This is a genomic window from Streptomyces sp. NBC_01537, from assembly GCF_045040445.1.
Lineage (GTDB): Bacteria > Actinomycetota > Actinomycetes > Streptomycetales > Streptomycetaceae > Actinacidiphila.
Genome location: NZ_CP109392.1, coordinates 1,895,037 through 1,918,491, shown reverse-complemented (window position 1 = coordinate 1,918,491; position 23,455 = coordinate 1,895,037). Strand labels below are relative to the sequence as shown.

The 23,455-nt window shown below is 71.5% G+C and carries 20 protein-coding genes; 13 read left to right on the top strand and 7 right to left on the bottom strand.

Going from position 1 to position 23,455, the window contains the following annotated elements; all coding sequences use genetic code 11:
* Nucleotides 1-67: 67 nt before the first annotated feature.
* The 6 genes from OG607_RS08905 to OG607_RS08880 all read left to right on the top strand — a co-directional run bounded on the left by OG607_RS08905 (nt 68) and on the right by OG607_RS08880 (nt 8,879).
* Nucleotides 68-1,504, top strand: a complete 1,437-nt coding sequence (locus OG607_RS08905) for a hypothetical protein (protein WP_405720920.1) — start codon at nt 68-70, stop codon at nt 1,502-1,504.
* A gap of 122 nt (nt 1,505-1,626) precedes the next feature.
* Nucleotides 1,627-2,469 carry a nitrilase-related carbon-nitrogen hydrolase gene (locus OG607_RS08900; protein ID WP_405720917.1) on the top strand — a complete coding sequence of 281 codons (843 nt, stop codon included), beginning with the start codon at nt 1,627-1,629 and terminating at the stop codon, nt 2,467-2,469.
* A 96-nt stretch (nt 2,470-2,565) separates the two neighbouring features.
* On the top strand, nt 2,566-3,873 hold the full coding sequence (locus OG607_RS08895) for an aspartate aminotransferase family protein (RefSeq protein WP_405720914.1): 1,308 nt from the start codon (nt 2,566-2,568) through the stop codon (nt 3,871-3,873).
* A 97-nt stretch (nt 3,874-3,970) separates the two neighbouring features.
* A complete protein-coding gene (locus OG607_RS08890) occupies nt 3,971-4,696 on the top strand; it encodes a WXG100 family type VII secretion target (RefSeq protein ID WP_405720911.1) in 726 nt (241 codons plus the stop codon).
* Nucleotides 4,693-8,565 carry an RHS repeat-associated core domain-containing protein gene (locus OG607_RS08885; RefSeq protein WP_405720908.1) on the top strand — a complete coding sequence of 1,291 codons (3,873 nt, stop codon included), beginning with the start codon at nt 4,693-4,695 and terminating at the stop codon, nt 8,563-8,565. Before OG607_RS08890 ends, OG607_RS08885 begins: the two co-directional genes overlap by 4 nt.
* A gap of 2 nt (nt 8,566-8,567) precedes the next feature.
* Nucleotides 8,568-8,879, top strand: a complete 312-nt coding sequence (locus OG607_RS08880; RefSeq protein WP_405720907.1) for a hypothetical protein — start codon at nt 8,568-8,570, stop codon at nt 8,877-8,879.
* Here OG607_RS08880 and OG607_RS08875 read toward each other — a convergent pair.
* Complete coding sequence (locus OG607_RS08875) at nt 8,780-9,337, bottom strand: ATP-binding protein (protein ID WP_405720905.1); 558 nt, start codon at nt 9,335-9,337, stop codon at nt 8,780-8,782. The two genes, OG607_RS08880 and OG607_RS08875, sit on opposite strands and share 100 nt — an antisense overlap.
* A gap of 145 nt (nt 9,338-9,482) precedes the next feature.
* On the opposite strand from OG607_RS08875, the gene OG607_RS08870 reads away from it, so the two are divergent.
* Genes OG607_RS08870 through OG607_RS08860 form a run of 3 tightly spaced genes read left to right on the top strand, consistent with a single transcriptional unit; the run spans nt 9,483 to nt 11,229 of the window.
* Nucleotides 9,483-10,298, top strand: coding sequence for a Scr1 family TA system antitoxin-like transcriptional regulator (locus OG607_RS08870; protein ID WP_405720902.1), 816 nt, complete (start codon nt 9,483-9,485; stop codon nt 10,296-10,298).
* Nucleotides 10,295-10,483, top strand: coding sequence for a DUF397 domain-containing protein (locus tag OG607_RS08865; RefSeq protein ID WP_405720900.1), 189 nt, complete (start codon nt 10,295-10,297; stop codon nt 10,481-10,483). Before OG607_RS08870 ends, OG607_RS08865 begins: the two co-directional genes overlap by 4 nt.
* Nucleotides 10,444-11,229, top strand: coding sequence for a hypothetical protein (locus OG607_RS08860; RefSeq protein WP_405720897.1), 786 nt, complete (start codon nt 10,444-10,446; stop codon nt 11,227-11,229). Before OG607_RS08865 ends, OG607_RS08860 begins: the two co-directional genes overlap by 40 nt.
* On the opposite strand, the gene OG607_RS08855 is transcribed toward OG607_RS08860, so the two are convergent.
* Complete coding sequence (locus OG607_RS08855) at nt 11,207-11,590, bottom strand: VOC family protein (protein WP_405720895.1); 384 nt, start codon at nt 11,588-11,590, stop codon at nt 11,207-11,209. The genes OG607_RS08860 and OG607_RS08855 overlap by 23 nt on opposite strands.
* Before the next feature lie 440 nt (nt 11,591-12,030).
* On the bottom strand, nt 12,031-13,134 hold the full coding sequence (locus OG607_RS08850; RefSeq protein WP_405720892.1) for an intradiol ring-cleavage dioxygenase: 1,104 nt from the start codon (nt 13,132-13,134) through the stop codon (nt 12,031-12,033).
* 358 nt (nt 13,135-13,492) lie between these two features.
* Here OG607_RS08850 and hydA point away from each other — a divergent pair, with 358 nt between their 5' ends.
* Nucleotides 13,493-14,899 (top strand): dihydropyrimidinase, encoded by a 1,407-nt coding sequence (hydA, locus tag OG607_RS08845; protein ID WP_405720890.1) that lies wholly within the window; start codon nt 13,493-13,495, stop codon nt 14,897-14,899.
* A gap of 11 nt (nt 14,900-14,910) precedes the next feature.
* Nucleotides 14,911-15,927 (top strand): TIGR03842 family LLM class F420-dependent oxidoreductase, encoded by a 1,017-nt coding sequence (locus tag OG607_RS08840; protein WP_405720887.1) that lies wholly within the window; start codon nt 14,911-14,913, stop codon nt 15,925-15,927.
* Here the strand turns inward: OG607_RS08840 and OG607_RS08835 are convergent.
* Nucleotides 15,917-16,426, bottom strand: coding sequence for a hypothetical protein (locus OG607_RS08835; RefSeq protein WP_405720884.1), 510 nt, complete (start codon nt 16,424-16,426; stop codon nt 15,917-15,919). The genes OG607_RS08840 and OG607_RS08835 overlap by 11 nt on opposite strands.
* 94 nt (nt 16,427-16,520) lie before the next feature.
* Between OG607_RS08835 and OG607_RS08830 the strand changes: the two genes are divergently transcribed.
* Nucleotides 16,521-17,345, top strand: coding sequence for an inositol monophosphatase family protein (locus OG607_RS08830; protein WP_405720881.1), 825 nt, complete (start codon nt 16,521-16,523; stop codon nt 17,343-17,345).
* Entirely contained in the window at nt 17,342-18,790 is a 1,449-nt protein-coding gene (locus OG607_RS08825) for a phytoene desaturase family protein (RefSeq protein WP_405720878.1), read from the top strand. The genes OG607_RS08830 and OG607_RS08825 overlap by 4 nt, the downstream gene beginning before the upstream one ends.
* Here OG607_RS08825 and OG607_RS08820 read toward each other — a convergent pair.
* From OG607_RS08820 to OG607_RS08810, 3 genes are read right to left on the bottom strand one after another with little or no spacing between them, the layout of a single operon-like run.
* The gene (locus OG607_RS08820; protein ID WP_405720875.1) at nt 18,756-19,745 is read right to left on the bottom strand and encodes a hypothetical protein; all 990 of its coding nucleotides are present in this window, start codon (nt 19,743-19,745) and stop codon (nt 18,756-18,758) included. The two genes, OG607_RS08825 and OG607_RS08820, sit on opposite strands and share 35 nt — an antisense overlap.
* Nucleotides 19,742-21,175: a M48 family metallopeptidase gene (locus OG607_RS08815; RefSeq protein ID WP_405720873.1), complete on the bottom strand. Its 1,434-nt coding sequence runs from the start codon at nt 21,173-21,175 to the stop codon at nt 19,742-19,744. Before OG607_RS08815 ends, OG607_RS08820 begins: the two co-directional genes overlap by 4 nt.
* Nucleotides 21,176-21,184: 9 nt before the next feature.
* Complete coding sequence (locus tag OG607_RS08810; protein WP_405720870.1) at nt 21,185-23,203, bottom strand: GTP-binding protein; 2,019 nt, start codon at nt 23,201-23,203, stop codon at nt 21,185-21,187.
* Nucleotides 23,204-23,455: the final 252 nt, after the last annotated feature.

The window sequence follows — 23,455 nt, the reverse complement described above, 5'->3', positions numbered from 1 at the left end:
TGGTGTCGAATGCCAGGCGGACCACACGCTTCCGCCGCCCTCGCGCGGCGGACAGGGAGGAGCGACCGTGGAGCGCAGGGCGCGCGCGGGACTCGGTGATGCCACAGGCGGTGCGGTGGCGGAGTTCACGCTCTACTTCCGCTCGCTCGTTGCCGCGGTGGGCGACACGCCCGGCTGGTACGGAGTCTTCGCCTCCCGCGACCCGGAGGGCGTACAGGCGTATCTCGACGGCGCCGACGTGACGCCCTGGGACGTGCTGCTGGCCGTCCTCCACGATGTGGCCGCCCTGCACGGCAGACCGGTCTCCGGGGAGGGGCTGGCACTGGCGGAGCGGCTGTACACCGCCGCCGTGGCCGAACTCGACGCGGCGCCCGGAGCCGAACAGACGCTGCGCGCGCGGCTCGACGCGATGCAGCGCGAACGGCAGTACGCGATGCTGCACGAGCGCGACACCGCCCGCGCGGTCCAGCAGGGCACCGCCGACCCCAACGACCTGGCCTGGGCCCGGGACGACCGTGAGCGGGCCACCGCCCGCTGCCTGGAGCTGCAGGGCCGCCTCGACGCCCTGCCTGCCCCCGTACTGCCCGCCCCGGCCCTGCCCGCTCCGACGAACGCCGCCCAAGCCCCGGCCCCGGACGACTGGTTCCGCGATCCCGAACCGGCCCCGACTGCGAGGGTCCCCGCCCCGCGCACCGAAGAGGCTCCCGCCGCCGTACCCGCCGCCCCGCCGGAGCCGGAGCCCGAGCCCGAGCCGGCGCGCCGCACGAAGCGGGACCGCCCGCGCGGCGGCGCCCGCTACGGGGGCGCGCGCTTCGCAGGGGCGCCCGAGACGCCGACCCCGGCGGCAGCGCCGGAGCCCGAGGCCCCCACCGCACGGGTGGCGCGCGGTGCCCGCTTCGCCGGGGCGCCCGAGGCCCCGAGTGGGCGCAAGGAGGAGCGGCGCGCCGCCGAGGCCCGGGTGGCCCAGGAGCGGCAGGCGCACCGCGTGGCGGCCCAGCAGACCGCCGCCCGGCTCACCGAGCTGCGCCGTGGCGGCCGCAGCGGCGAGGTGTACGTCCTGATGAGCGAGGCCGCCGCCGCCCCCGCCGAGCAGCTGCCCCTGCTGGCCGCCGCCATGGAGCAGAGCGGCCTCGCCGCCGACGTCGGGACCCTCCTGTGGGAGGTTGCCGCCCAGAACCCGCCGCGCCTTGCCGCCGCGGCCGCCGCCCTCGCCGAGTCCGGCCGCCAGGACGACTGCCGCACTCTTCTCAACCAGGCCGCCGCCCGCCCCGCCGCCGACGTCGCCCTCACCGCCGCCGCCCTGGTCGACACCGGCCACCGCTCCGAGGCCGTCACCCTCCTGGTCGCCGTCGTCCGCGCCCGAACCCCGGAGGACGCCGCCGAAATCGTCTACGAACGCCGCGAACTGGCCGGGCCGCTCCTGGACGCCGCCGGCCTGCATTCCGGCTCCCGCCGCCGGGATGTGGCAGCCGCTTTGCGCCGTGCGGGTCTCCCGGACCGCTAAATGTGATCGCCTTCGGTCGGTCCCCTTGGAGTAACGGGCGCGGCAAGGCCACAGTGGGGGAGGGGCTCCCTGGGTCCCCCAGGGTCTTCCAGGGCCTCCCGTACTAAGGAGCTGAGCCGCTCATGCCCAATGTCGTACGTGCCGCGCTCGTCCAGGCCACCTGGACCGGCGACACCGAATCCATGATCGCCAAGCACGAGGAGCACGCCCGCGCTGCTGCCGCAGACGGCGCCAGGATCATCGGCTTCCAGGAGGTCTTCAACGCCCCCTACTTCTGCCAGGTGCAGGAGGCCGAGCACTACAAGTGGGCCGAGCCCGTCCCCGACGGGCCGACCGTCCAGCGCATGCGGGCGCTCGCCCGCGAGACCGGCATGGTCATCGTCGTCCCCGTCTACGAGATCGAGCAGGACGGCTTCTACTACAACACCGCCGCCGTCATCGACGCCGACGGCACCTACCTGGGCAAGTACCGCAAGCACCACATCCCCCAGGTCCACGGCTTCTGGGAGAAGTTCTACTTCAAGCCGGGCAACCTGGGCTGGCCCGTCTTCGACACCGCCGTCGGCAAGGTCGGCGTCTACATCTGCTACGACCGCCACTTCCCCGAGGGCTGGCGAGCCCTGGGCCTGGCCGGCGCCCAACTGGTCTACAACCCGAGCGCCACCCACAGAGGCCTGTCCTCCTACCTCTGGCAGCTGGAGCAGCCCGCGGCCGCCGTCGCGAACGAGTACTTCATCGCCGCGATCAACCGCGTCGGCGTGGAGGAGTACGGCGACAACGACTTCTACGGCACGAGCTACTTCGTCGACCCGCGCGGCCAGTTCGTCGGCGAGGTGGCCTCCGGTAAGGACGAGGAACTCGTCGTCCGCGACCTGGACTTCGACAAGATCACCGAGGTCCGCCAGCAGTGGGCCTTCTACCGGGACCGCCGCCCGGACGCGTACGCCCCCCTGACCCAGGCGTAGCCACGCGGGAGTACGACGGTAATCCCGGAACAGCGGCCCCAGGACGGGATTACCGTCGTAGCCGGCCGAAGCACCCGTAACGCGGAGGAGCGAGACATGGGCACCGTCACGGAGAACGTCCACAGTGCGCTGCACGCCCGCCACCAGGCCGTCATGCCCGACTGGCTTGCCACCTACTACCAGCAGCCCATCGAGCTGACCCATGGTGAGGGCCGCCATGTCTGGGACGCCCAGGGCAACCGCTACCTGGACTTCTTCGGCGGCATCCTGACCACCATCACCGCCCACGCGCTCCCGGAGGTCACGGCGGCCGTGCGCGAGCAGGCCGGCCGGATCCTGCACACGAGCACCCTCTACCTGAGCCGCCAGGCCGTCGACCTCGCCGAGCGCATCGCCCGCCTGTCCGGCATCCCGGACGCCCGGGTCTTCTTCACCACCTCGGGCACCGAGGCCAACGACACCGCGCTCCTCCTGGCCACGACATACCGCCGTTCCAATCAGATCCTCGCGCTGCGCAACAGCTACCACGGCCGTTCCTTCACCGCGATCGGCATCACCGGCAACACCGCCTGGTCCCCGACCAGCCTCTCGCCCCTGCAGACCCTGTACGTCCACGGCGGTGTCCGCACGCGCGGCCCCTACGCCCATCTCTCCGATGCCGAGTTCACCGCCGCCTGCGTCGCCGATCTCGAAGACATCCTCGGCCAGGCCAACGGTCAGGTCGCCGCGCTGATCGCCGAGCCCATCCAGGGCGTCGGCGGCTTCACCTCGGGCCCGGACGGGCTGCTTGCCGCCTTCAAGGAAGTCCTGGACCGGCACGGGATCCTCTGGATCACCGACGAGGTCCAGACCGGCTGGGGCCGTACCGGCGAGCACTTCTGGGGCTGGCAGGCCCACGGCCGGTCCGGGCCGCCCGACATCCTCACCTTCGCCAAGGGCATCGGCAACGGGCTGTCCATGGGCGGGGTCGTCGCCCGCGCCGAGGTCATGAACTGCCTGACCGCCAACTCCATCTCCACCTTCGGCGGCAGTCCCATCACCACGGCCGGTGCCCTGGCCAACCTCCAGTACCTTCTCGACCACGATCTCCAGGGCAACGCCCGCCGCGTCGGCGGCCTCCTCAGGTCCCGCCTCGAAGCCATCGCCGCCGGCAACCCCGCCGTACGCGAGGTGCGCGGCCGCGGCCTCATGCTCGGTATCGAACTCGCCGACGCCGCCACCGCCGGCCTCGTCCTCGAAGCCGCCCGCGAAGGCGGCCTCCTCATCGGCAAGGGCGGCCGGGCGGGCGACGCCCTGCGCATCGCGCCGCCGCTGACCCTGACGGTGTCCGAGGCGGAGGAGGGCGCGGAGATCCTGGAGGCCGCGCTGAAGCAGGCCGGCGAAAGTCAACTCCCGTCCTCCTGAGAGTATCCAGAGCGTTTATTGACCATTCCATTACCCGGTGGCAGGCATGCTTCTGTGAATTCGATATGAGCTGCTGTTCGGTACGGGGTTGGGTGTCATGGCGATTGAACTGCCTGAAGAAGTGGTGTCTTTACTCCAGTTCATCGGCATCAACTGGCCGGACGTCAATGAGGACAAGGTTCGCGAATTCGGCGGCCACGTAAGGGACTTCGCGACCAAACTGGATGATACCCACCAGGATTCCACCGCCCACGTCAAGCAGCTGGCCGACGTGTACCAGGGCGCCTCGTACGACACGCTGATGGAGAAGTGGGACCGGCTGTCGTCCGGCCACATGTCCGAGATGGTCACCGCCTGCCACGCGGTGGCGACCGCGCTGGACGTGGCGGCGGATGTGATCGTGACCATGAAGGGCGTGGCGATCGCCGAACTCATCGGGCTGGCCGTGTCGTTCGTCGCCGACCAGGCCGCCGCCGTGCTGACGTTCGGGCTGGCCGAGGCGGCCGAGGCGCTGATCATCGCGGCGGCGAAGAAGTGCATCGACTATCTCGAACAGCAGCTTGAGCAGCACATCATCGGCGCGGTGATCGAGGCCGCCATCAACCCGCTGGTCGATGTCGTCGGCAAGGCGGTGACCGGGCTGATGTTCGGGGCCGCCGAATCCGGGGGATCGGGCGGCGGCGACAGCGGGGTGGGCAGCGGATTCTCCGTCCACCCGGAGGAGTTGCAGGCGCGCGCCGAGCTGATGCACCAGCAGGCGGAGAAGGTGGCCGCGCACGCGGACGAGTTCACGGCCCGGGTGTCTGGAGTGTCCTTCGCGTGACGAACAAGATCACCCAGGCGCTGGACGACGGCGCCAAGAAGCTCGGCAAGACCATCGGCCAGGACGCCGGCAAGGCCGTCAAGGACCTCTACCACGGCACCGGGACCCGGCTGAAGAAGGTCGCCGCCAACCACGCCGAGACCGACGCCAAGCACGCCTCCGAGCTGGACAAGATCCTCAAGGGCGGCGGCAAGAACGACATGCCCCGCGACCCGCACGCCGGAAGCGGCGGCGGCCACGGCGGCAGCGGCGGCGGCAAGGGCGGCGGCGGGCAGCGCGCCCGCACCCAGGTCGACGACCTGCACCCGCACAACAGCAGCCGCTCGCCCAACTCCGTCAACTCCGGCGGCAGCGACCCCGTCGACATGGCCAGCGGCCGGATGTTCCTCCCGCAGACCGACCTCGTCCTGCCCGGCGCCCTGCCCCTGGCCTTCAACCGCCGCGTCGAGTCCGGCTACCGCGTGGGCCGCTGGTTCGGGCCCTCCTGGTCCTCCACCGCCGACCAGCGCCTGGAACTGGACGACCGGGGCGTCGTCCTGGTCACCGAGGGCGGCCTGCTGCTCTCCTACGCGACCCCGGAACCCGGCGACGAGCCCGTACTGCCCGACAGCGGCCCGCGCTGGCCCCTGACCCGTACCGCCGACGGCGACTGGGCCGTCCACGACCCCGACACCGGCCACACCCGGCACTTCACCGCCGCCGCCCACGACCCGGAACAACTCGCGCTGCTGCACGAGATATCCGACCGCAACGGCAACTGGATCACCTTCGACCACGATCCGGAGACCGGCGCCCCCACCGACATCCGCCACCACGCGGGCCACCACCTCACCCTCACCGCCGAGGACGGCCGGATCACCGCCCTCCAGCTCGGCGGCCAGGAGATCCGGCGCTACGCCTACACCGACGGCCACCTCACCTCCGTCACCGGCCCGGCCGGCGTCTCCCTGCAGCTCGCCTACGACGAGCGGGCCCGCGTCACCTCCTGGACCGACAGCAACGACCGCCGCTACGAGTACCGGTACGACCACCTCGACCGCTGCGTCGCCGAAGGCGGCGAGGCCGGCCACATCACGCTGACCTTCACCTACGACGGCACCGATCCCGCCACGGGCCTGCGCGTCACCACCGCCACCACCGGTGACGGCCACACCACCCGCTACCTGATCAGCGACCGCCTCCGGGTCGTCGCCGAGACCGACCCGCTCGGCAACACCACCCGCACCCCGCACGACGACCGGGACCGCCTCACCGCCGTCATCGACCCGCTGGGCCGCACCACCTCCTTCGAGTACGACGACGCGGGCCGCGTCACCGCCGTCACCCGCCCCGACGGCCTGCGCTCCACCGCCGAGTACAACGACCTCGGCCTGCCCGTCGCCATCACCGACCCCGACGGCACCCTCTGGCAGCAGGAATTCGACGCCCGGGGCAACCGCGTCTCCCTGACCGCCCCCGGCGGGGCCGTCACCCGCTACGCCTACGACGACCGTGGCCGTCCCGTCTCCGTCACCGACCCGCTCGGCCTGACCTCCGGCATCCGCTGCGACGACGCGGGCCTGCCGGTCGCCCTCACCGACCCCCTCGGCGCCGTCACCGTGATCGAGCGCGACGAACTCGGCCAGGTCATCGCCGTCACCGACCCGCTCGGCGCGACCACCCACGTCGTACGGGACGCCGAGGGCAACGTCACCCGCCGCATCGACCCGGACGGCGCCCGCCGCTCCTGGACCTTCGACGGCGAGGGCAACTGCGTCAGCCACACTGACGCCATGGGCGGCGTCACCGCCTTCGAGTACGGCCACTTCGACACCCTGCGCGCCCGCACCGGCCCCGACGGCGTACGCCACGAGTTCGAGCACGACGCCCAGCTCCGCCTCACCCGCGTCACCGACCCGTCCGGCCTCACCTGGGACTACGCGTACGACCCCCTCGGCCGCCTCACCACCGAGACCGACTTCGACGGCCGCACCCTCACCTACACCCACGACGCCGCAGGGCAGCTCACCACCCGCACCGACGCCCTGGGCCAGGTCATCCGCCTCACCTACGACGTCCTCGGCAATGTCACCGAACGCGACGCCGCCGGGCGGATCACCACCTACGCCCACGACGCCGGCTGCCGCCTCGTCCGGGCCGCCGACCCCGACACCGTCCTGGAGTACACCCGCGACCCGGCAACCGGGCAGCTGCTCTCCGAGACCCACAACGGCCGCGTCCTGAGCTTCACCCAGGACATCCTCGGCCGCCGCACCAGCCGCACCACCCCCTCCGGAGCCGTCACCACCTGGGAGTACGACGCCGCCGGCCAGATCGAGCAGCTCACCAGCGCCGGGCGCGCCTTCCGCTTCACCCGTGACGCGGCGGGCCGCGAGACCGCCCGCTCCTTCGGCGCCTGCGAGATCACCCAGACCTGGGACGCCCTCGGCCGCCTCACCGCCCAAAGCCTCACCGGTGGCCAGCACCGTACGTACACCTACCGCCCCGACGGCCACCTCACCGGCATCGACGACCCGGTCCACGGCCCCCAGCGGCACACCCTCGACTCCATGGGCCGCGTCACCGCCGTCACCGCCCAGGACTGGACCGAGAGCTACGCCTACGACGCGGCGGGCAACCAGTCGACCGCCGAGTGGCCCGAGCGCCTCCCCCTCGCCGACACCCGGGGCGAACGCCGCTACGAAGGCACCCGCATCACCTCCGCCGGCAACGTCCGCTACGAGCACGACGCCCTCGGCCGCATGACCCTGCGCCAGCGCAAACGCCTCTCCCACGGCCCCGAGACCTGGACCTACCAGTGGGACGCCGACGACCGCCTCACCCGCCTCACCACCCCCGACGGCGAGACCTGGACCTACCTCTACGACCCCCTCGGCCGCCGCACGGCCAAGCGCCGCCTCGCCGCCGACGGCATCACCGTCGCTGAGGAGACCACCTTCACCTGGGACGGCGCCACCCTCGCCGAACAGACCACGACCAGGGGAGACGACACCCCGGCCGTCTCCATCGCCTGGGACTACAACGGCCTGCGCCCCATCGCCCAGACCGAGCACAAGGCCGGTCAGGACACCGGCCAGGACGAGATCGACAGGCGCTTCTTCGCCATCGTCACCGATCTCGTCGGCACCCCCACCGAACTCGTCGACGAATCCGGCGAGATCACCTGGCGCGCCCGCACCACCCTCTGGGGCGCCACCACCTGGAGCACCGACTCCACCGCGTACACCCCGCTGCGCTTCCCCGGCCAGTACTTCGACGCCGAAAGCGGCCTCCACTACAACTTCCACCGCTACTACGACCCCGCCACCGCCCGCTACCTCAGCCCCGACCCGCTCGGTCTCAGCCCCGCGCCGAACCCGGTCGCGTACGTCGACAACCCGCATTGCATGACCGACCCGCTGGGTCTCGCCCCCTACGTCGACCTCTACCACGGCACGACGCAGTCCGGCGCGGACGCGATCCGCAAGAACGGCATCAACCCGAACTTCAGCGGACGCAACATGGACTTCGGCACGGGTGGCTTCTACACCACCAACAACCGCACCCAGGCCGAGAAATGGGCCAACCGGATCGCCAAGCAGAACAACGACACCCCCGCCGTCCTGCACTACCGTGTCGACAAGGCGGAACTGGACAAACTGAACAACAAGAAGTTCACAGGCAAGAGCGACGAACTCGACGACTTCTTCTACCAGAGCCGAATTGGCAACAACAAGAACCACGGCTACGACAGCGTCGAAGGCCCCATGCTCCTGAACCTCAAGGACTTCATGAAGTGGAAGCCCTCGGTGATCGGCGGCCACCAGATCGCCATCTACACTCCGGAAGCGGCAAAGATCTTCAACAGCGGACTACAGGCGGCCACCTGACCATGCCCGGACCTTCCAGATACCTCATGCACCCCCTGCCCACGGAGGTCGCGGAATACCTCGACGAGATCGCCGACGAGATGGCGACCCGCTACGGCATCCCGCTCGCGGAAGCGATCGCCCGCGTCAACGGCCACTGGCAGGACATGGTCTTCGACGACGAGGACGACCTGATCTTCCACGAACTCCCCGACTACTGGGCCGGCCTCATCTACTACGGCCACGGCGTCCCCTTCTGGGACCCCGACGCCGACTCCTCCTCCTGGCAGCCCAGCCCCGCCCCGCCCGCCGATTCCCCCGCCTGGACGCTCTGACGGCAACAGGCGGGCCCCGCCCCCGGCAGATCGCACTCCGCCCACACCGTCTTCCCGGGCCCGCTCCGACCGCACACCCCCCACCGGTCCGCCAGCACCTCCACCACCAGCAACCCCCGCCCCGTCTCGCTCTCCGGCCGCCCCGGCACGGCGGGGGCCGCCGGCCTGCGCTCGGATCGAGCATCGGCCACCTCGATGCGGAGCTGGGCTTCGCCCAGCCTCAGGCTGACCTCGAAGTCCCTTCCGGCGACCCTGCCGTGCGTTGCGGCGTTCGCCGCCAGCTCCGCGATGATCGCCGCCGCCCGGTCCGACGTCTCGCAGTCGTACGCGATACCCCACTCGTCCAGTTGGTGGAGCGTCAGCAGCCGTGCGAGCCGGGCCCCTTTACGGGTCGAGCTGAAGCGCTGCGTGAACATACGTACGGTGACGGACAACGGGTCCGGTGCTCGCGTCTGCATGGCCCCCACGGTGGGGGCCGGAGCCCCCGCCGCACCAGCTCACCCGCTCGTACGCTGATCGCCGTACGAGCGCACGGGATGGACAGTACGTGTAACGGACCGTGACCATAGGAGGGTTGAGGGCAGCACACCCAGGGGGTCGAGCATGCAGGACGAGCCGGAATCCACGGACAGCCTCAAGGCATTCGGAGCCGTGGTCAAGGTCTTCCGTGAACGCGCGGGGCTCACGCAGGAGCAACTCGCGCCCCTGGTGCGCTACTCGATCCAGACGGTTGCCTCCATCGAGCAGGGCCGCCGCCTCCCGCCGAAGGACTTCATCGACCGGGCGGAGGAGGCTCTTGACGCCTTCAACGTCCTGCGGGCGGCGGCGAAGCATCTGTCCCGGCAGCCGGGGCTGGCGGCGTGGTTCCGGCAGTGGGCCGAACTGGAGCAGACGGCCGTGGCCTTGAACACGTACGAATGCCGCGTGATCCCAGGCCTGTTGCAGACCGAGGCCTACGCCCGCGCGGTCACCCTGAACGTCCCCCCGCCGCCGACCGAGGAACAGGTCGAGCAGCGCGTCGCCGCCCGCCTCGCCCGCCAGGAACTGCTGCACCGCGAGCCGCTCATCGCCTTCAGTTTCATCATCGAACAGGCCGTGATCGAACGCTTCACCGGCGGCACGGAGGTCACCCGGGGCCTCATCGACAACCTGCTGACCTGCGCTGAACTGGTCAACGTCGAGCTCCAGATCATGCCGCTGCGCCAGCCGGACCACGCGGGCACGGACGGGTCGATGCAGCTGCTGGAGACCCCTGAGCACATCTGGCTCGGCTACAGCGAAGGTCAGAAGACGGGCCAGTTGATCTCCAATCCGGATGATGTCAGTGTGCTCAAGATGCGGTATGCGAAACTGCGCTCACAGGCCCTCACGCCCGAGGACTCCGTGAGCCTGGTGAAGCGGATCAGAGGAGCGCTATGAGCACCACCGAACTGGCCTGGTTCAAGAGCAGCTACAGCGGCTCAGAGGGCGACAGCTGCATCGAGGTCGCCACCTGCCCCGCCACCGTCCACGTCCGCGACTCCAAGGACGCCCAGGGCCCCCAGCTCGCCTTCACCCCGCACCAGTGGGCCGCCTTCGTCGGCTACGCCGCCGCCCGCGCCTGACGGTGGAACGCCTCCACCACATCCGGACGCAGCTCATCTCCCGCGCCCGCCACGACGCCCGCATCACCGCCGCTGCCCTCACCGGCTCCGCCGCCCGCGACGCCGAGGACCGCTGGTCCGACGTCGACCTCTTCTTCGGCGTCGCCGCGTCCGTCCCCATCCCGGACGTGCTCGCCGACTGGACCGCGTACGCCTACGCCGAACTCGGCGCCGTCCACCACTTCGACCTCCAGGCCGGCCCGGCGACCTACCGCGCCTTCCTGCTCGCCGAACTGCTCGAAGTCGACCTCGGTTTCGCTTCCGCCCCCGACTTCGGCCCCCTCGGCGACGGCGCCTTCCGCCTCCTCTTCGGCGAAGCCGCACCCCGGGTGCTCGGAACCGCCGACCCGGACCACCTCATCGGCCTCGCCTGGCACCACGTCCTCCACGCCCGCAACTCCATCGAGCGCGGAGCGCTGTGGCAGGCCGAGTACTGGATCAGCGCGCTGCGCGACCACACCCTCACCCTCGCCTGCCTCCGCCTCGGCCTCCCCGACGCGTACGCCAAGGGCGCCGACCGCCTGCCGCCCGAAGTCACCGCCCCGGTACGGCAGGCGCTCGTACGCAGCCTCGACCCTGCCGAGCTTGCCCGCGCCCTGGGCGCGGCGACTGAGGCCCTGCTGGGCGAGCTGCAGGAGACCGACGCCGCCGCTGCCCGCAGGCTTGAGCAGCCGCTCCGCGCGCTCAGCCGCCGTACGGCCGGGTGATCATCTCCAGGTAATGCCCGGACGGATCGAGGAAGTACACCCCGCGTCCGCCGTCATTGTGGTTGATCTCGCCGGGGTATTTGCGGCCGGGATCCGCGAAATACGTGACCCCGGCCTTCTGGATGTGCGCGAACCCCGCGTCGAACTCCTCCTCGGAGACCAGAAACGCGTAGTGCTGCGGGGTGACGCTCTCCTCCGGGCCGACGGTCGCGAAGTCCAGGGTGACCCCGTTGGCGGTCTTGACCGGCAGGAACGGTCCCCAGGCCGTCCCGACCTCCAGGCCCAGGACAGCGGCCAGGAATTCGGCAGAGCTCTGCCGGTCGTGGCAATGGACGATGGTGTGATTCAGCTCGACTGACATGTGTGGAATGCCTCCGTAGGCATCTCACGGGCGCCTCCATGCCTCACCCGGACGGTGACCGACACGCGATGCCGTACCTCGATGCTAACGGTGCGCGCGGTCTGTCGAGCCGAGCCCTCGCAAGCCGGTGGAGCGCAAGGTCCCAGATACGGACGGTGTTGTCGTAGCTGCTGGTGATGGCGTGGGGGCGGTTGTCGATGGTGGTGCATGCGACGGCCCGGGACGGGGCCGGTGAGGGTGGTGCGGGTGGGACGATCCCCTCCGCGACCTGCCCCGAGTGGGCGATGTGGTCGACGTCCACTGCAGTCCGCGCCGGCACAGGATGCACCGGATCACCGTGGTGGAGTCCGTATCCCGCTGACCCACCCGCCTCAGGACTCGTCAGGACCGGGCGCCCCTGGTGCGGGGCGCCCGGTCCGGTTCACGGAGCGGTCGGCGTGTCAGCTGGAGGCGCTGGTGCTGGCGCTCGGGCTGGTGCTCGCGCTCACGGTGGGCGAAGCGCTGACGGTGCCCGTCGGGCTGGTGCCGGTGCTCTGACTCTGACTCTGACTTTGGCTCGGGTTGGTCTGGTTGCCGCCGGAGCTGCTGCTGGGATTGGCGCTTGTGTCGCCGTTCCCATTCCCGGTGCCGGTTCCGGTTCCAGTTCCGTTCCCAGTCCCGGTCCCGCCGGAGTTCTGCCCCGGCGTCGAGGTGGGCTCGGCGGATGCGTGCGTAGCGGAGGTGTCCACGCCGACGGTCAGGGTGGCGGTGTAGCCGTCGGAGGGGTCGTCTCCGACGGCCTCGATGGTGAGCAGGCCGGAAGGGGTGCCGTCGCCGTCGTAGACGGTGTCGTCGTCGAGGAGGGTCTCGGTCGTGGTGTTGTCGGAGTACGGGGAGAGCTCCTGGACGGTGGCGTTGATGTCCGGGTCGAAGAACAACTCGCCGGTGTGGACCACAGTGCCGCCGCTGTAGGTGTCGTCGACGAAGGTGACATCGGTGTGCACCCGAATGTGCACATGTACGGCGCGTCCCTCGTAGTGGCCGGGCCAGATGGAGGTGAAGAGCACCTGGCCGTCGCTGTCGGTGATGTTGCCGCCGCGCAGCCACGTACTGTCGTCGTCCTCGGTGTTGCCGTGCTCGCCGACGAAACCGGAGTACTCGCCCAGGGCGTCGCACTGCCAGATTTCCACCAGGGCGTCGCTCAGGGGTGCGCAGTCGTTGGCGGTGTCGACGACCGTGAAGGTGTAGTCGATCTGGACGCCTTCCTTGTCCTCCCGGATGTCCTGCCGGGTCAGCGCGCCGGTCAGCGCGTAGTCGTCCTCCGTGGCCTCGGCGGTGAGGGTGCAGACGCCGCTGCCCGACGATGTCCCGGATGTTCCGGTGCCGGCCTCCGCCGATGTGCCGCTGTTGGTCGCGGCTCCGGCCAGGCCCGCGATTCCCAGTCCCGCGGCTGCCGCGATCGCGCTGCCGCCTAACACGACACGGCGTCGGCTGATGAGCGAACCGGCCTTGTGCCTGGGCTTGTTGGGTCCGTTGTTGTCCGTGGTGGTGTTGTTGTGTGTCATGGGCAAGGAAGCTATGGACACAGGCTGTCGCTGGGGCCTCAGTCACCTGTGGTTGAACTGTTTTTACTTATGCAGGGCAAACAGCATATGAAAAACCCTCATACAGGACAGTGCGTGCTGCGCTCGAACCGTGGCAAACCGGGCGTAGGGTGGGTGCCCGGTCCGGCGGTGACACGTGGTGTCCGGAGGGAAACGTGATCGTCTCCGGCGATTAACGGCAGCGGTATTGCCGCGTCGGCTGACGTGCCCTTAGCTAATCCACCACGGCCGGGGTCTACGTGCGTAGAGTCGTTCTGACGTAGCGTCGGGAACGCATTCGGAACCGGCCCACTGAGCCATCGGGAAGGAGTGGGAGAGCATGAGCCGCACAGTCGTCCGTGGCGGACTGGTCATCACCGCCGCGGAGGAGATCCACGCCGACGTCCTCGTCGAGGGGGGCAGGATCGCCGCTCTCGCCTCGCACGACAGCGAGTTCGCGCAGAGCTGGACCGAGTCCGCCGACCGGGTGATCGACGCGACCGGCAAGTACGTCATCCCGGGCGGAGTGGACGCGCACACCCACATGGAGCTGCCCTTCGGCGGCACCTTCGCCTCCGACACGTTCGAGACGGGCACGCGCGCCGCGGCCTGGGGCGGGACCACGACCATCGTGGACTTCGCGGTGCAGTCGGTGGGGGAGAGCCTGCGCGGCGGGCTGGACGCGTGGCATGCCAAGGCGGACGCGAAGTGCGCCGTCGACTACGCGTTCCACATGATCATGTCGGACGTCAACGAGGACACCCTGAAGGAGATGGACGTCCTCGTCCAGGAAGGCGTCACCTCCTTCAAGCTCTTCATGGCCTACCCGGGCGTCTTCTACAGCGACGACGGCAAGATCCTGCGCGCGATGCAGCGCGGCGCCGCCAACGGCGGCCTGATCATGATGCACGCCGAGAACGGCATCGCCATCGACGTCCTCGTCGAGCAGGCGCTCGCGGCCGGGAAGACCGACCCGCGCTACCACGGCGAGGTGCGGCGCGCCCTCCTTGAGGCCGAGGCCACCCACCGCGCCATTCGCCTCGCGCAGGTCGCCGGATCCCCGCTGTACGTGGTCCACGTGTCGGCGGAGGAGGCGCTCGCCGAGCTCGCGCAGGCGCGGGACAAGGGGCTCAACGTCTTCGGCGAGACCTGCCCGCAGTACCTCTTCCTGTCCACGGACAACCTGGCGGAGCCGGACTTCGAGGGCGCGAAGTACGTGTGCTCGACGCCGCTCCGCCCCAAGGAGCACCAGGCGGCGCTGTGGCGCGGCCTGCGCACGAACGATCTGCAGGTGGTCTCCACGGACCACTGCCCGTTCTGCTTCAGCGGGCAGAAGGAGCTGGGCCGGGGCGACTTCTCCAAGATTCCCAACGGCCTGCCCGGCGTCGAGAACCGCATGGACCTGCTCCACCAGGCGGTGGTCGACGGCCACATCTCGCGCCGCCGCTGGATCGAGATCGCCTGCGCGACCCCGGCCCGGATGTTCGGCCTCTACCCGCGCAAGGGCACGATCGCGCCAGGGGCTGACGCGGACATCGTCATCTACGACCCGAACGCCGAGCAGACCATCTCGGCCGAGACCCACCACATGAACGTGGACTACTCGGCCTACGAGGGCAAGCGCATCACCGGGCAGGTCGAGTCCGTCCTGTCGCGCGGCGAGCCGGTCATCACCGAGCGGGCGTACGTGGGCCGGGCCGGACACGGCCAGTACACCCCTCGCGGCACCTGTCAGTACCTCATCTAGGAGCAGCGCCAATGGACTTCGGACTCGTACTCCAGGCCGATCCGCCCGCGTCGTATGTCGTCGAGCTGATGAAGCGCGCGGAGAGCCAGGGCTTCACCTACGGCTGGACCTTCGACTCGGCCGTGCTGTGGCAGGAGCCGTTCGTCATCTACAGCCAGATCCTCGCCCAGACGGAACGGATGATCATCGGGCCGATGGTCACCAACCCCGGCACCCGCACCTGGGAGGTCACCGCCTCCACCTTCGCCACCCTCAACGACATGTTCGGCAACCGGACGGTCTGCGGCATCGGCCGCGGCGACTCCGCGATGCGTGTCGCGGGCCGCAAGCCCAACACCCTGGCCCGCATCGACGAGGCCATGCATGTCATCCGCGACCTCGCCGAGGGCCGCGAGGCCGACCTCGGCGGCACGGTGATCCGGATCCCGTGGATCAAGGACGGCAAGCTGCCGGTGTGGATGGCGGCGTACGGCCCCAAGGCCCTCGCCATGGCCGGTGCGAAGGCCGATGGGTTCATCCTGCAGCTCGCCGACCTCTACCTCACCGAGTGGATGGTCAAGGCGGTCAAGGACGCGGCCGTCGCCGCCGGCCGGAACCCCGACGACGTCAAGGTCTGCGTGGCCGCGCCCGCGTACGTCACCGAGGACGACTCGCCGGAGGCGCTGGCCCACGCGCGCGAGCAGTGCCGCTGGTTCGGCGGCATGGTCGGCAACCATGTGGCCGACCTGGTCGGCAAGTACGGCGAGCACTCCTCGATGGTCCCGGAGGAGCTGACCGAGTACATCAAGGCCCGGGAGGGCTACGACTACTCCCACCACGGCCGGACCGGAAACCCGGACACGGCCTTCGTGCCCGACGAGATCGTGGACCGCTTCTGCCTGATCGGCACCGCCGAGCAGCACATCGAGAAGCTGAAGGCGCTGCGCGACCTGGGCGTGGACCAGTTCGCGATCTACAACATGCAGGACGCCAAGGAGGCGACGATCGACGTCTACGGCACGACCGTCATGCCGGCAGTCAACGCCTGAGCCCCTTCGGCGACGGCTGCCGGACGGAAGCCGCACGGGCGCAGACGGCGGCGGGAACCTGGAGCAGCGTCAGCAGGAGCCATCCCCACAGGAAGATCTCCCAGCGCAGCTGCAAGGCGAGCAGCGCGGTGAGCACGGTGAAACCGAACGCCTCGGCGGCGGCCGTGACGACCGCCGCCGCGGCGCAGAAGTGCCAGGTCGCCGGGCGGCCCCCCCGGCGGGCGGCCGACGCGGCCAGCGCCAGAGCGGGCATGACGCCGAGGGCTGTCGTGGCCATCGCCAGCGGTATGGCGACGAACGGCGTCTCCGCGAGGCCCGGACCGGGCAGCGCGCGGGTCCCGTCGGCCGCCGGGGCCGGTTCGAGGGCCAGCACGATCACGCGCAGGACGATCGCTGTGGCGTAGACCGTCGCCGCGGCCGTCCAGAACGCCGCACCCGCCCTGCCGCCGATCGGCGCGCTGGGCGGGACACTCCAGCGGCTGGACCGTTGTTCGGACACGTCTGGCTCCCGTCGCGGAAGGGGTGGGACCGCTGGGAGGCAGTATCCCCGCGGGGGGACGGCATTGCACTCGTCGATCTGGTCTGATGTACGAGTGATCGATGACGCACTCCTCACAGCCGTCGAAGACGCCGTACGAGCGGTCGCCGCCGCGGAGATCCTGCCGCGGTGGCGGCGGCTCGGGGCGGGCGAGGTCAAGCAGAAGACCGGGCCCCGCGATCTGGTGACGGTCGCGGACCGGGACGCGGAGGCGCGGCTGACCGAGCTGCTGCCCGCGCTGCTGCCGGGGTCGGTGGTGCTGGGGGAGGAGGCGGTGCACGCGGATCCGGGGGTGCTGAAGCGGATCGGCGGGGCGGAGCCGGTGTGGATCGTGGACCCGGTGGACGGGACGGCCAACTTCGTGGCGGGCAAGGAGCACTTCGCGACGCTGGTCGCGCTCGCGCAGGGCGGCGAGGTGCTGGCGTCGTGGACGTACGCGCCACGGCTCGGCCTGATGGCGACCGCGCGGCGGGGGGCGGGGGCGCTGCTGGACGGGGAGCCGATCCGTACCGCGCGGGCGGCGGAGGGGGAGGTGCTGCGCGTGGCGACCTCGCAGTTCGCGTATCTGGACGAGCAGGAGCGGCGGCAGTTCGAGGGGCTGGCGGCGGAGGGGCTGCACGCGCGGCAGTGCACCTGCGCGGGGCTGGACTACCTGGAGGTCGCGCGGGGCGCGCTGGACGCGGTGGCCTTCACGTGGGAGGCGCCGTGGGACCACGCGGCGGGGCTGCTGCTGGTGGCCGAGGCGGGCGGGGCGAGCGTCACGGCGGCGGGTGAGCCGTTCCGGATCGGCGGCGGCAACGCCTTTCCGTACGCGGTGGCACGGGACGAGGAGACGGCCCGGCGGGTCGTGGAGCTGATGGGCAGGACGGGGGAGCGATGAGCAGGGCACATGTGGTGGACGCGATCATCGTCGGGGCGGGCCCGAACGGGCTCACCGCGGCCGTCGAGCTGGCCCGGGCCGGGCTGTCGGTCGAGGTCTACGAGGCGGGCCAGGTCATCGGCGGCGGGGCCCGCACCGAGGAGCTGACGCTGCCCGGTTTCCGGCACGACCCGTGCTCGGCCGCGCACCCCTTCGGCATCGGCTCGCCCGCCTTCGACGCGATGCCGCTCGCCGAACACGGCCTGAAGTGGCTGCACGCCGCGCTGCCGATGGCCCACCCCTTCGACGACGGCACGGCCGCCGTGCTGGCCAGGAGCGTCGGCGAGACGGCGGCGTCCTTCGGGGCGCGGGACGCGGGCACGTACCGGCGGCTCATCGCGCCCTTCGCCGGGCACTGGAACGCCATCGCGACGGACTTCCTGCGCCCGCAGTGGCTCGGCCTGCCCCGCGACCCCTACCGCTTCGTCCGCTTCGGGCTCACCGGCCTGCCGCCCGCCGCGCTGCTCGCCCGGCTCTTCCGGGGCCCGAAGGCGCGCGGCTGGCTCGCCGGGCTCGCCGCGCATGCCATCGCCCCGCTCACCGCGCCGACCACCGGCGCCCTGGCCCTGATGTTCGCCCTCGCCGGGCACGACCGGGGGTGGCCCGTCGCGCGCGGCGGCTCCCAGGCGATCTCCGACGCGCTCGGCTCGTACCTGAAGGAGCTCGGCGGGATCATCCACACCGGAGTGACCGTGCGCAAGCTGGACGAACTGCCGCCTGCGCGCGCGTACGTCTTCGACACCTCCCCGACCGCGCTCGCGCGCATCGCCGGGCTGGGCGACGCCTATCGCGGCTACCGCTACGGGCCCTCCGCCTTCAAGATCGACTACGCGCTCGACGGGCCCGTTCCCTGGACGGCCCCGGACGTCCGGCGGGCCGGCACGGTCCACATCGGCCCCAGCTACGGGGAGATCGGCGACGCGCTGAGCCGCGCGATCGGCGGACAGCCGCCCCGCACGCCGTTCCTGATCACCTCCCAGCCCACGGTCGTGGATCCGTCACGCGCACCGCAGGGCAAGCACATCCTGTGGGCGTACGGGCATGTGCCGAACGGCTGGGAAGGCGACGCCACGGAAGCCGTGGAGCGGCAGATCGAGCGCTTCGCGCCCGGCTTCCGGGATCTCGTCCTTGCGCGTGCCGTGTCCGGCCCGGCGGAACTCGCCGCGCGCAACGCGAACTACGTGGGCGGCGACATCGCCTGCGGCGCCTTCGTCGGGCTGCAGGCCGCCTTCCGGCCGAAGCTGAAGGTGGTGCCGTACACCACCTCCCGCCCGGACGTCTTCATCTGCTCCGCCGCCACCCCGCCCGGCCCCGGCGTCCACGGAATGTCCGGACACCATGCGGCGCGGTCCGTGCTGCGCTCGCTCGGGGTCAAGGTTGAGGCCCGCTCAGCGCCCACAGGCTGACGCAGACCGTCGCCCCGGCGAGGGGGAGGGCGACAGCCCCCACGAGGCCGAGGTCGCCCGACCAGAGGCCGATCATGATTCCGAACGCCGCGCCCAGCGCGGCGAACACCGCGCCCTGCCGCCACCAGGACCCGGCGGCGGCGGGCAGCGGATCGGCCCCGGCCGGGAGGATGAAGGCGTCCCGCAGATCGGCCCGGACGGCGGACCGCTCGTCCAGCATCAGCCGCTGCGGGACGCGGCGCCGCCGCAGGCCGAACGGCACCGGGCGGCTGCCGTCCGGCAGTTCGGCCACGACCGGGCGGCGCTTGCGCGGATTCCCGTGCACGGTCACCGCGACCGGACCGGACACCTGATCCAGCGCCGGATGCCACATGACGCGCTGGCAGCGGATCACCGGCCCCGGCGGGTCCACCTCCGACAGGGCCAGCCAGACGGAGCCCGGTACCACCCGGATCCGTCCCGCACCGCTGAGCACCACCGCGGTCATCGGGCGGCCCGGCAGCCGCCGCACTCGCCGGAAGCGCCGGCCGCGCCGGGCCCAGGCGCCGCAGTAGACGGCCACCGCGATGCCCCCGAGCATGATCGGCACTTGGAGGTCGTCCTCGGCGCCGGTCTCGTCCGGGTCGGCTGGAAAACCCTGGGGATCCGCCTGCCCGGGGTCGTACGCGACGTCGAAGCGGCTGCCCTTGGTGTAGCGGTCCGTGTCGTAGGCCCCGAAGCGCTCGACATGCTGCCGGCCCGCGCGGTCGGTCCACCGCACCCGGATGTCGTCATCGGCGCCGACGCCGTCCTCGATCACCAGCCCGACGGCCGTCGCGGTCGCGCGGTCGCGGGCGCTGCCGTACGCGGACGCGTGCACCCCCAGCCAGACCGCGAGCAGCGCGTAACCCGCCACGGCGGTCGTCATTCCCAGCAGCGCGACCCGCAGCGCGGGCGCGGACCGGAGCCGTTTCACGCCGCCACCCCGGTCCCTGCAGCCGACTGCAGCAACTCCCGTACGGGGCCGGGGTCGCCGGTGTCCAGGGCGGTGGTGAGCATGTCGTGGACGTCCACCACCGTTGTGCCGTCCGGGGCGGCCAGCACACTGCCCAGCCAGCGCCCCGCGTGCTCCCAGCCGGCGTCGCGCAGGGCATCGCCCAGGACCCGGCCGACGCAGCCGGCCACCGCCTCGCGGGCGGCGACCGGGCGGGCGGCGGGCGGGGCCCACCGCAGCCTGGGTTCGAGGCGCCGGGCGAGGCGCGGCCAGCTTCCGTCGGCGACGGCGTCCAGGGCGGCGGCCAGGGCCTCGGCGCGGGAGTCCCGGCGGGTCACGGCCAGCAGTTCCGCCAGGTCCTCCCCGGAGGGCCGGAAGTACCGCTCGGGGTCGGTGGCCAGGATCCGGACCGGCTTGAGGCCGTCGGCGCCGTCGAGCCCGGCGAGACCGGCGGCGCACCACCGCTCGATCTCCTTCGCGCCCCGCAGCGGCACCGGCTCGCCGCCGTAGGAGACCTCACCGCCGACGTCGGGCAGCGCGGCGATGCGCTGCGCGAACGGCGGGTGGCTCGCCGCCGCGTACGGGTCCAGGGCGTCGGACTCGGCCGCCACCCGCACGGCCCGGCGCGCCACGTACGGATCCTCGAACGCGGCGTCGAAGGCCTCGTAGAAATCCACCGGATAGGCGTTCTCCTCGTCCAGGCCGGCCAGCCACCTCCCGCCCAGCGCCTCGAACGCCGCGTCCAGCGGCCCGGTCAGCTCCAGGGCGCCGCGCGCGGCGGCGGTGCCCGCTACCCGGGCCGAGTCGGAGTCGGCGGCGAACTCTGACTCCCAGGCCCTGTGCTGGGAGGCCCGCAGCAGCGGCGCGGCGAGCGGCGCCAGCGGGCGGAAGCGGCCGTCGAGCCGGTCGGCGAGGGCCCCCCGCGAGGCCGCCAGCCGCGCCCGGCGGCGGTCGCTCACATGCTGCTCGTGGGCCAGTTCGTGTGCGACCACGGCGGCCAGTTGCGCGGCGCTGAGCCCGCGCAACAGCGGCAGCCCCAGCACCAGAGCGAAGGCCCGCACCCCCGACACCTTGGCCGGGCCGAGCGCGGCCTGCGGCACCGGCACCACCCGGACCAGCAGCGGTGACCGGAACCCGAGCCGCTCGGCCACATCCCTGACCAGCTCGGTCAGTTCGGGCTCCTCGCCCGGCCGCACGACCCTGCCCGGCAGCCGGGCGCCGTCCCGTCGGTCCTTGATCATCCCGACGAACACCCCCACCGCCACGGGCGGGATGGCCAGAGCCCAGTGACCGAGCAGCACCGCCGAACCGATCAGCGCCGCGCCGAAGAGGAGCCACGGCAGCCACGCGAGTGTCGTCATGGCGGTGATGAGCAGCCACTCGCGCGTGCCCCGGGATATGCCGACGTCCATAACGCTGAGTCATACCACCCGCCGTACCACGCGCAGTAGATACTCGTCGCGGTTGAGCGGATCGTGATCCGTGCGCGGCCGCTCCGGCGGCGTGCCCCGTACCGGCTCATAGCGGTCGAAGGCGGACTCCAGTACGCCCTCGCCGCTGGTCAGCGTCGGCAGTTGCAGCTGCAGCCCGTGGACATGGGCCGCCGGGATGTCCCCCTCCAGGGTGTACGACGACGAGCCGTGCGCGGCCGGTGCCCCAGGGACGGCGCGCAGCCGCGCCAGCAGGGGCAGCAGCGATCCCAGGGCGTCGGAGGGAAGGCCCTCGATGCGGAAGCGGTGCACCGGCTCGCAGACCGTGGTCCCGGCCCGCCGCAGGGCGTCCATCAGCACCAGCGGCGTCAGGTTGCGGAAGTCCCCGGCGGTGCTGGACATGCTCTTGTCGAAGGTGCCGTGGGCGTGGCTCTGCCGGGGCCAGTAGCCGGAATGCGTCATGGTGACCGTGCAGTCGGGGACCTGCCAGCCGTGCAGGCCCTGCTGAAGGGTGGTCCGCACGGTCTCCTCGACCGCCTTGAAGAACGCGTACGGCATCGATCCGAGCTCGACCTCCAGCCGGAAGGCCACGCCCGAGCCGACCGGCGCGGGATCGACCCGCAGTCCCACGGTGGCGAGAAACGGGTTGGGCTCCTTGTCGATGATCTCGAAGGCCGAACCGCTGCCGGCCGGCCGCTCGACACAGATGGTCGTGGTCTCGCGGAAGGTGACGTCGATGCCGAAGTCGTCCGCCAGCGTCGCCTGGATGACCTCCTTCTGCACCTCGCCGTAGAGCGAGACGGAGACCTCCTTGCGGATGTCGTCCTGCCGCAGGTTGATCAGCGGGTCCTGCTCCGCGAGCTGGGTGAGCGCGAGGTGCAGTTCGCCCCGGTCGGCCGGGCCGGAGGGGACGACGACCGTTTCCAGCGTCGGCGGGGCGAAGTACCCGTGCCGTGCGGCGGGCGCCGGGGACTCGCCGACCGGGTCGCCGATCCGCACGTCGGCGAGCCCCCAGAGCCTGCCGATCCGCCCCGCGGCGACCGACGCGCGCCGCACGGCCGAGCCGTGCTCGAAGACGCTGATCGCGGTGACCTTCCCCTCGCGGCCTCCCCCGTCCGCCTCGCCTCCCTCGCCGAAGGGCACCCGGTCACGGGTCCGTACGGTCCCCGAGAACATCCGGACGTACGCGATCTTCTCCCCGGCCGCCCCGCGCTCGACCTTGAAGACGGTGCCCGAGACCGGGCCGTCGGCATCGCCCTCGGCCGCCGGCAGCAGCTCCCTGATGCCGGCGGTCAGCGCGTCCACCCCCGCGCCCGTGATCGCCGAGCCGAAGTACACCGGATGCACCAGCGCCCGCCCGGTCTGCGCCGCCAGCTGGGCGCGCAGCCGGTCGTACGGGACGGCCCCGTCGCCCTCGACGTACGCCGCGAGCAGCGCGTCGTCGTGGTCGGCGAGCAGCTCGGCCAGCCGCGCGGTGAACCGGGCGTCCGTGCGGTCGTAGGGCGTGAAGCGGGCGCCGCTCGCGCCCATGCCGTCGGCCGTGCCCATCGCGATGGCGGCGGGGGCCAGCTTCTCGGCGATGCCGCGCAGGGAGTGCTCGTACCGCGCGCCACGGCGGTCGATCTTGTTGACGAAGACGAGAGTCGGGATGCGCAGCCTGCGCAGCGCGCGCATCAGCACACGGGTCTGCGCCTGAACGCCCTCCACGGCGGAAACGACCATCACCGCGCCGTCGAGCACGCTGAGCACCCGCTCCACCTCGGCGATGAAGTCCGGGTGGCCGGGCGTGTCGATCAGGTTGACGGTGGTGTCGTCGATGGCGAAGGACACGACGGCGGACTTGATGGTGATGCCGCGCTGCCGTTCGAGCGCCAGGGAATCGGTCTGGGTACTGCCGTCATCGACGCTGCCGATCTCGTCGATGACCCCGGCGGCGTGCAGCAGCCGCTCGGTCAGGCTGGTCTTACCGGCGTCGATGTGGGCCAGGATTCCCAGGTTGAGCGTACGCACTGAGTGTCATGTCCTCTGAGTAGGTGGCGATTCCCTTCTTCTGGATGGACATCGACGCCTCGCGCATTGCCGTCTCCTTCGCTTGCCGGTACCGGGGGTTGTGTCGTCGGTTAGGGCCTGTCCGGCGGATCTCCGTGGCGTCGCGTGCCCTGGCACCAGCGCTCGCGGCGTTGCCGACTGCGACATCAGCCGCTGGCGCGGCGGGCCCACAGGAAACCACCCTGTGGGCGCTCCGGCGCCTTGCGATCACAG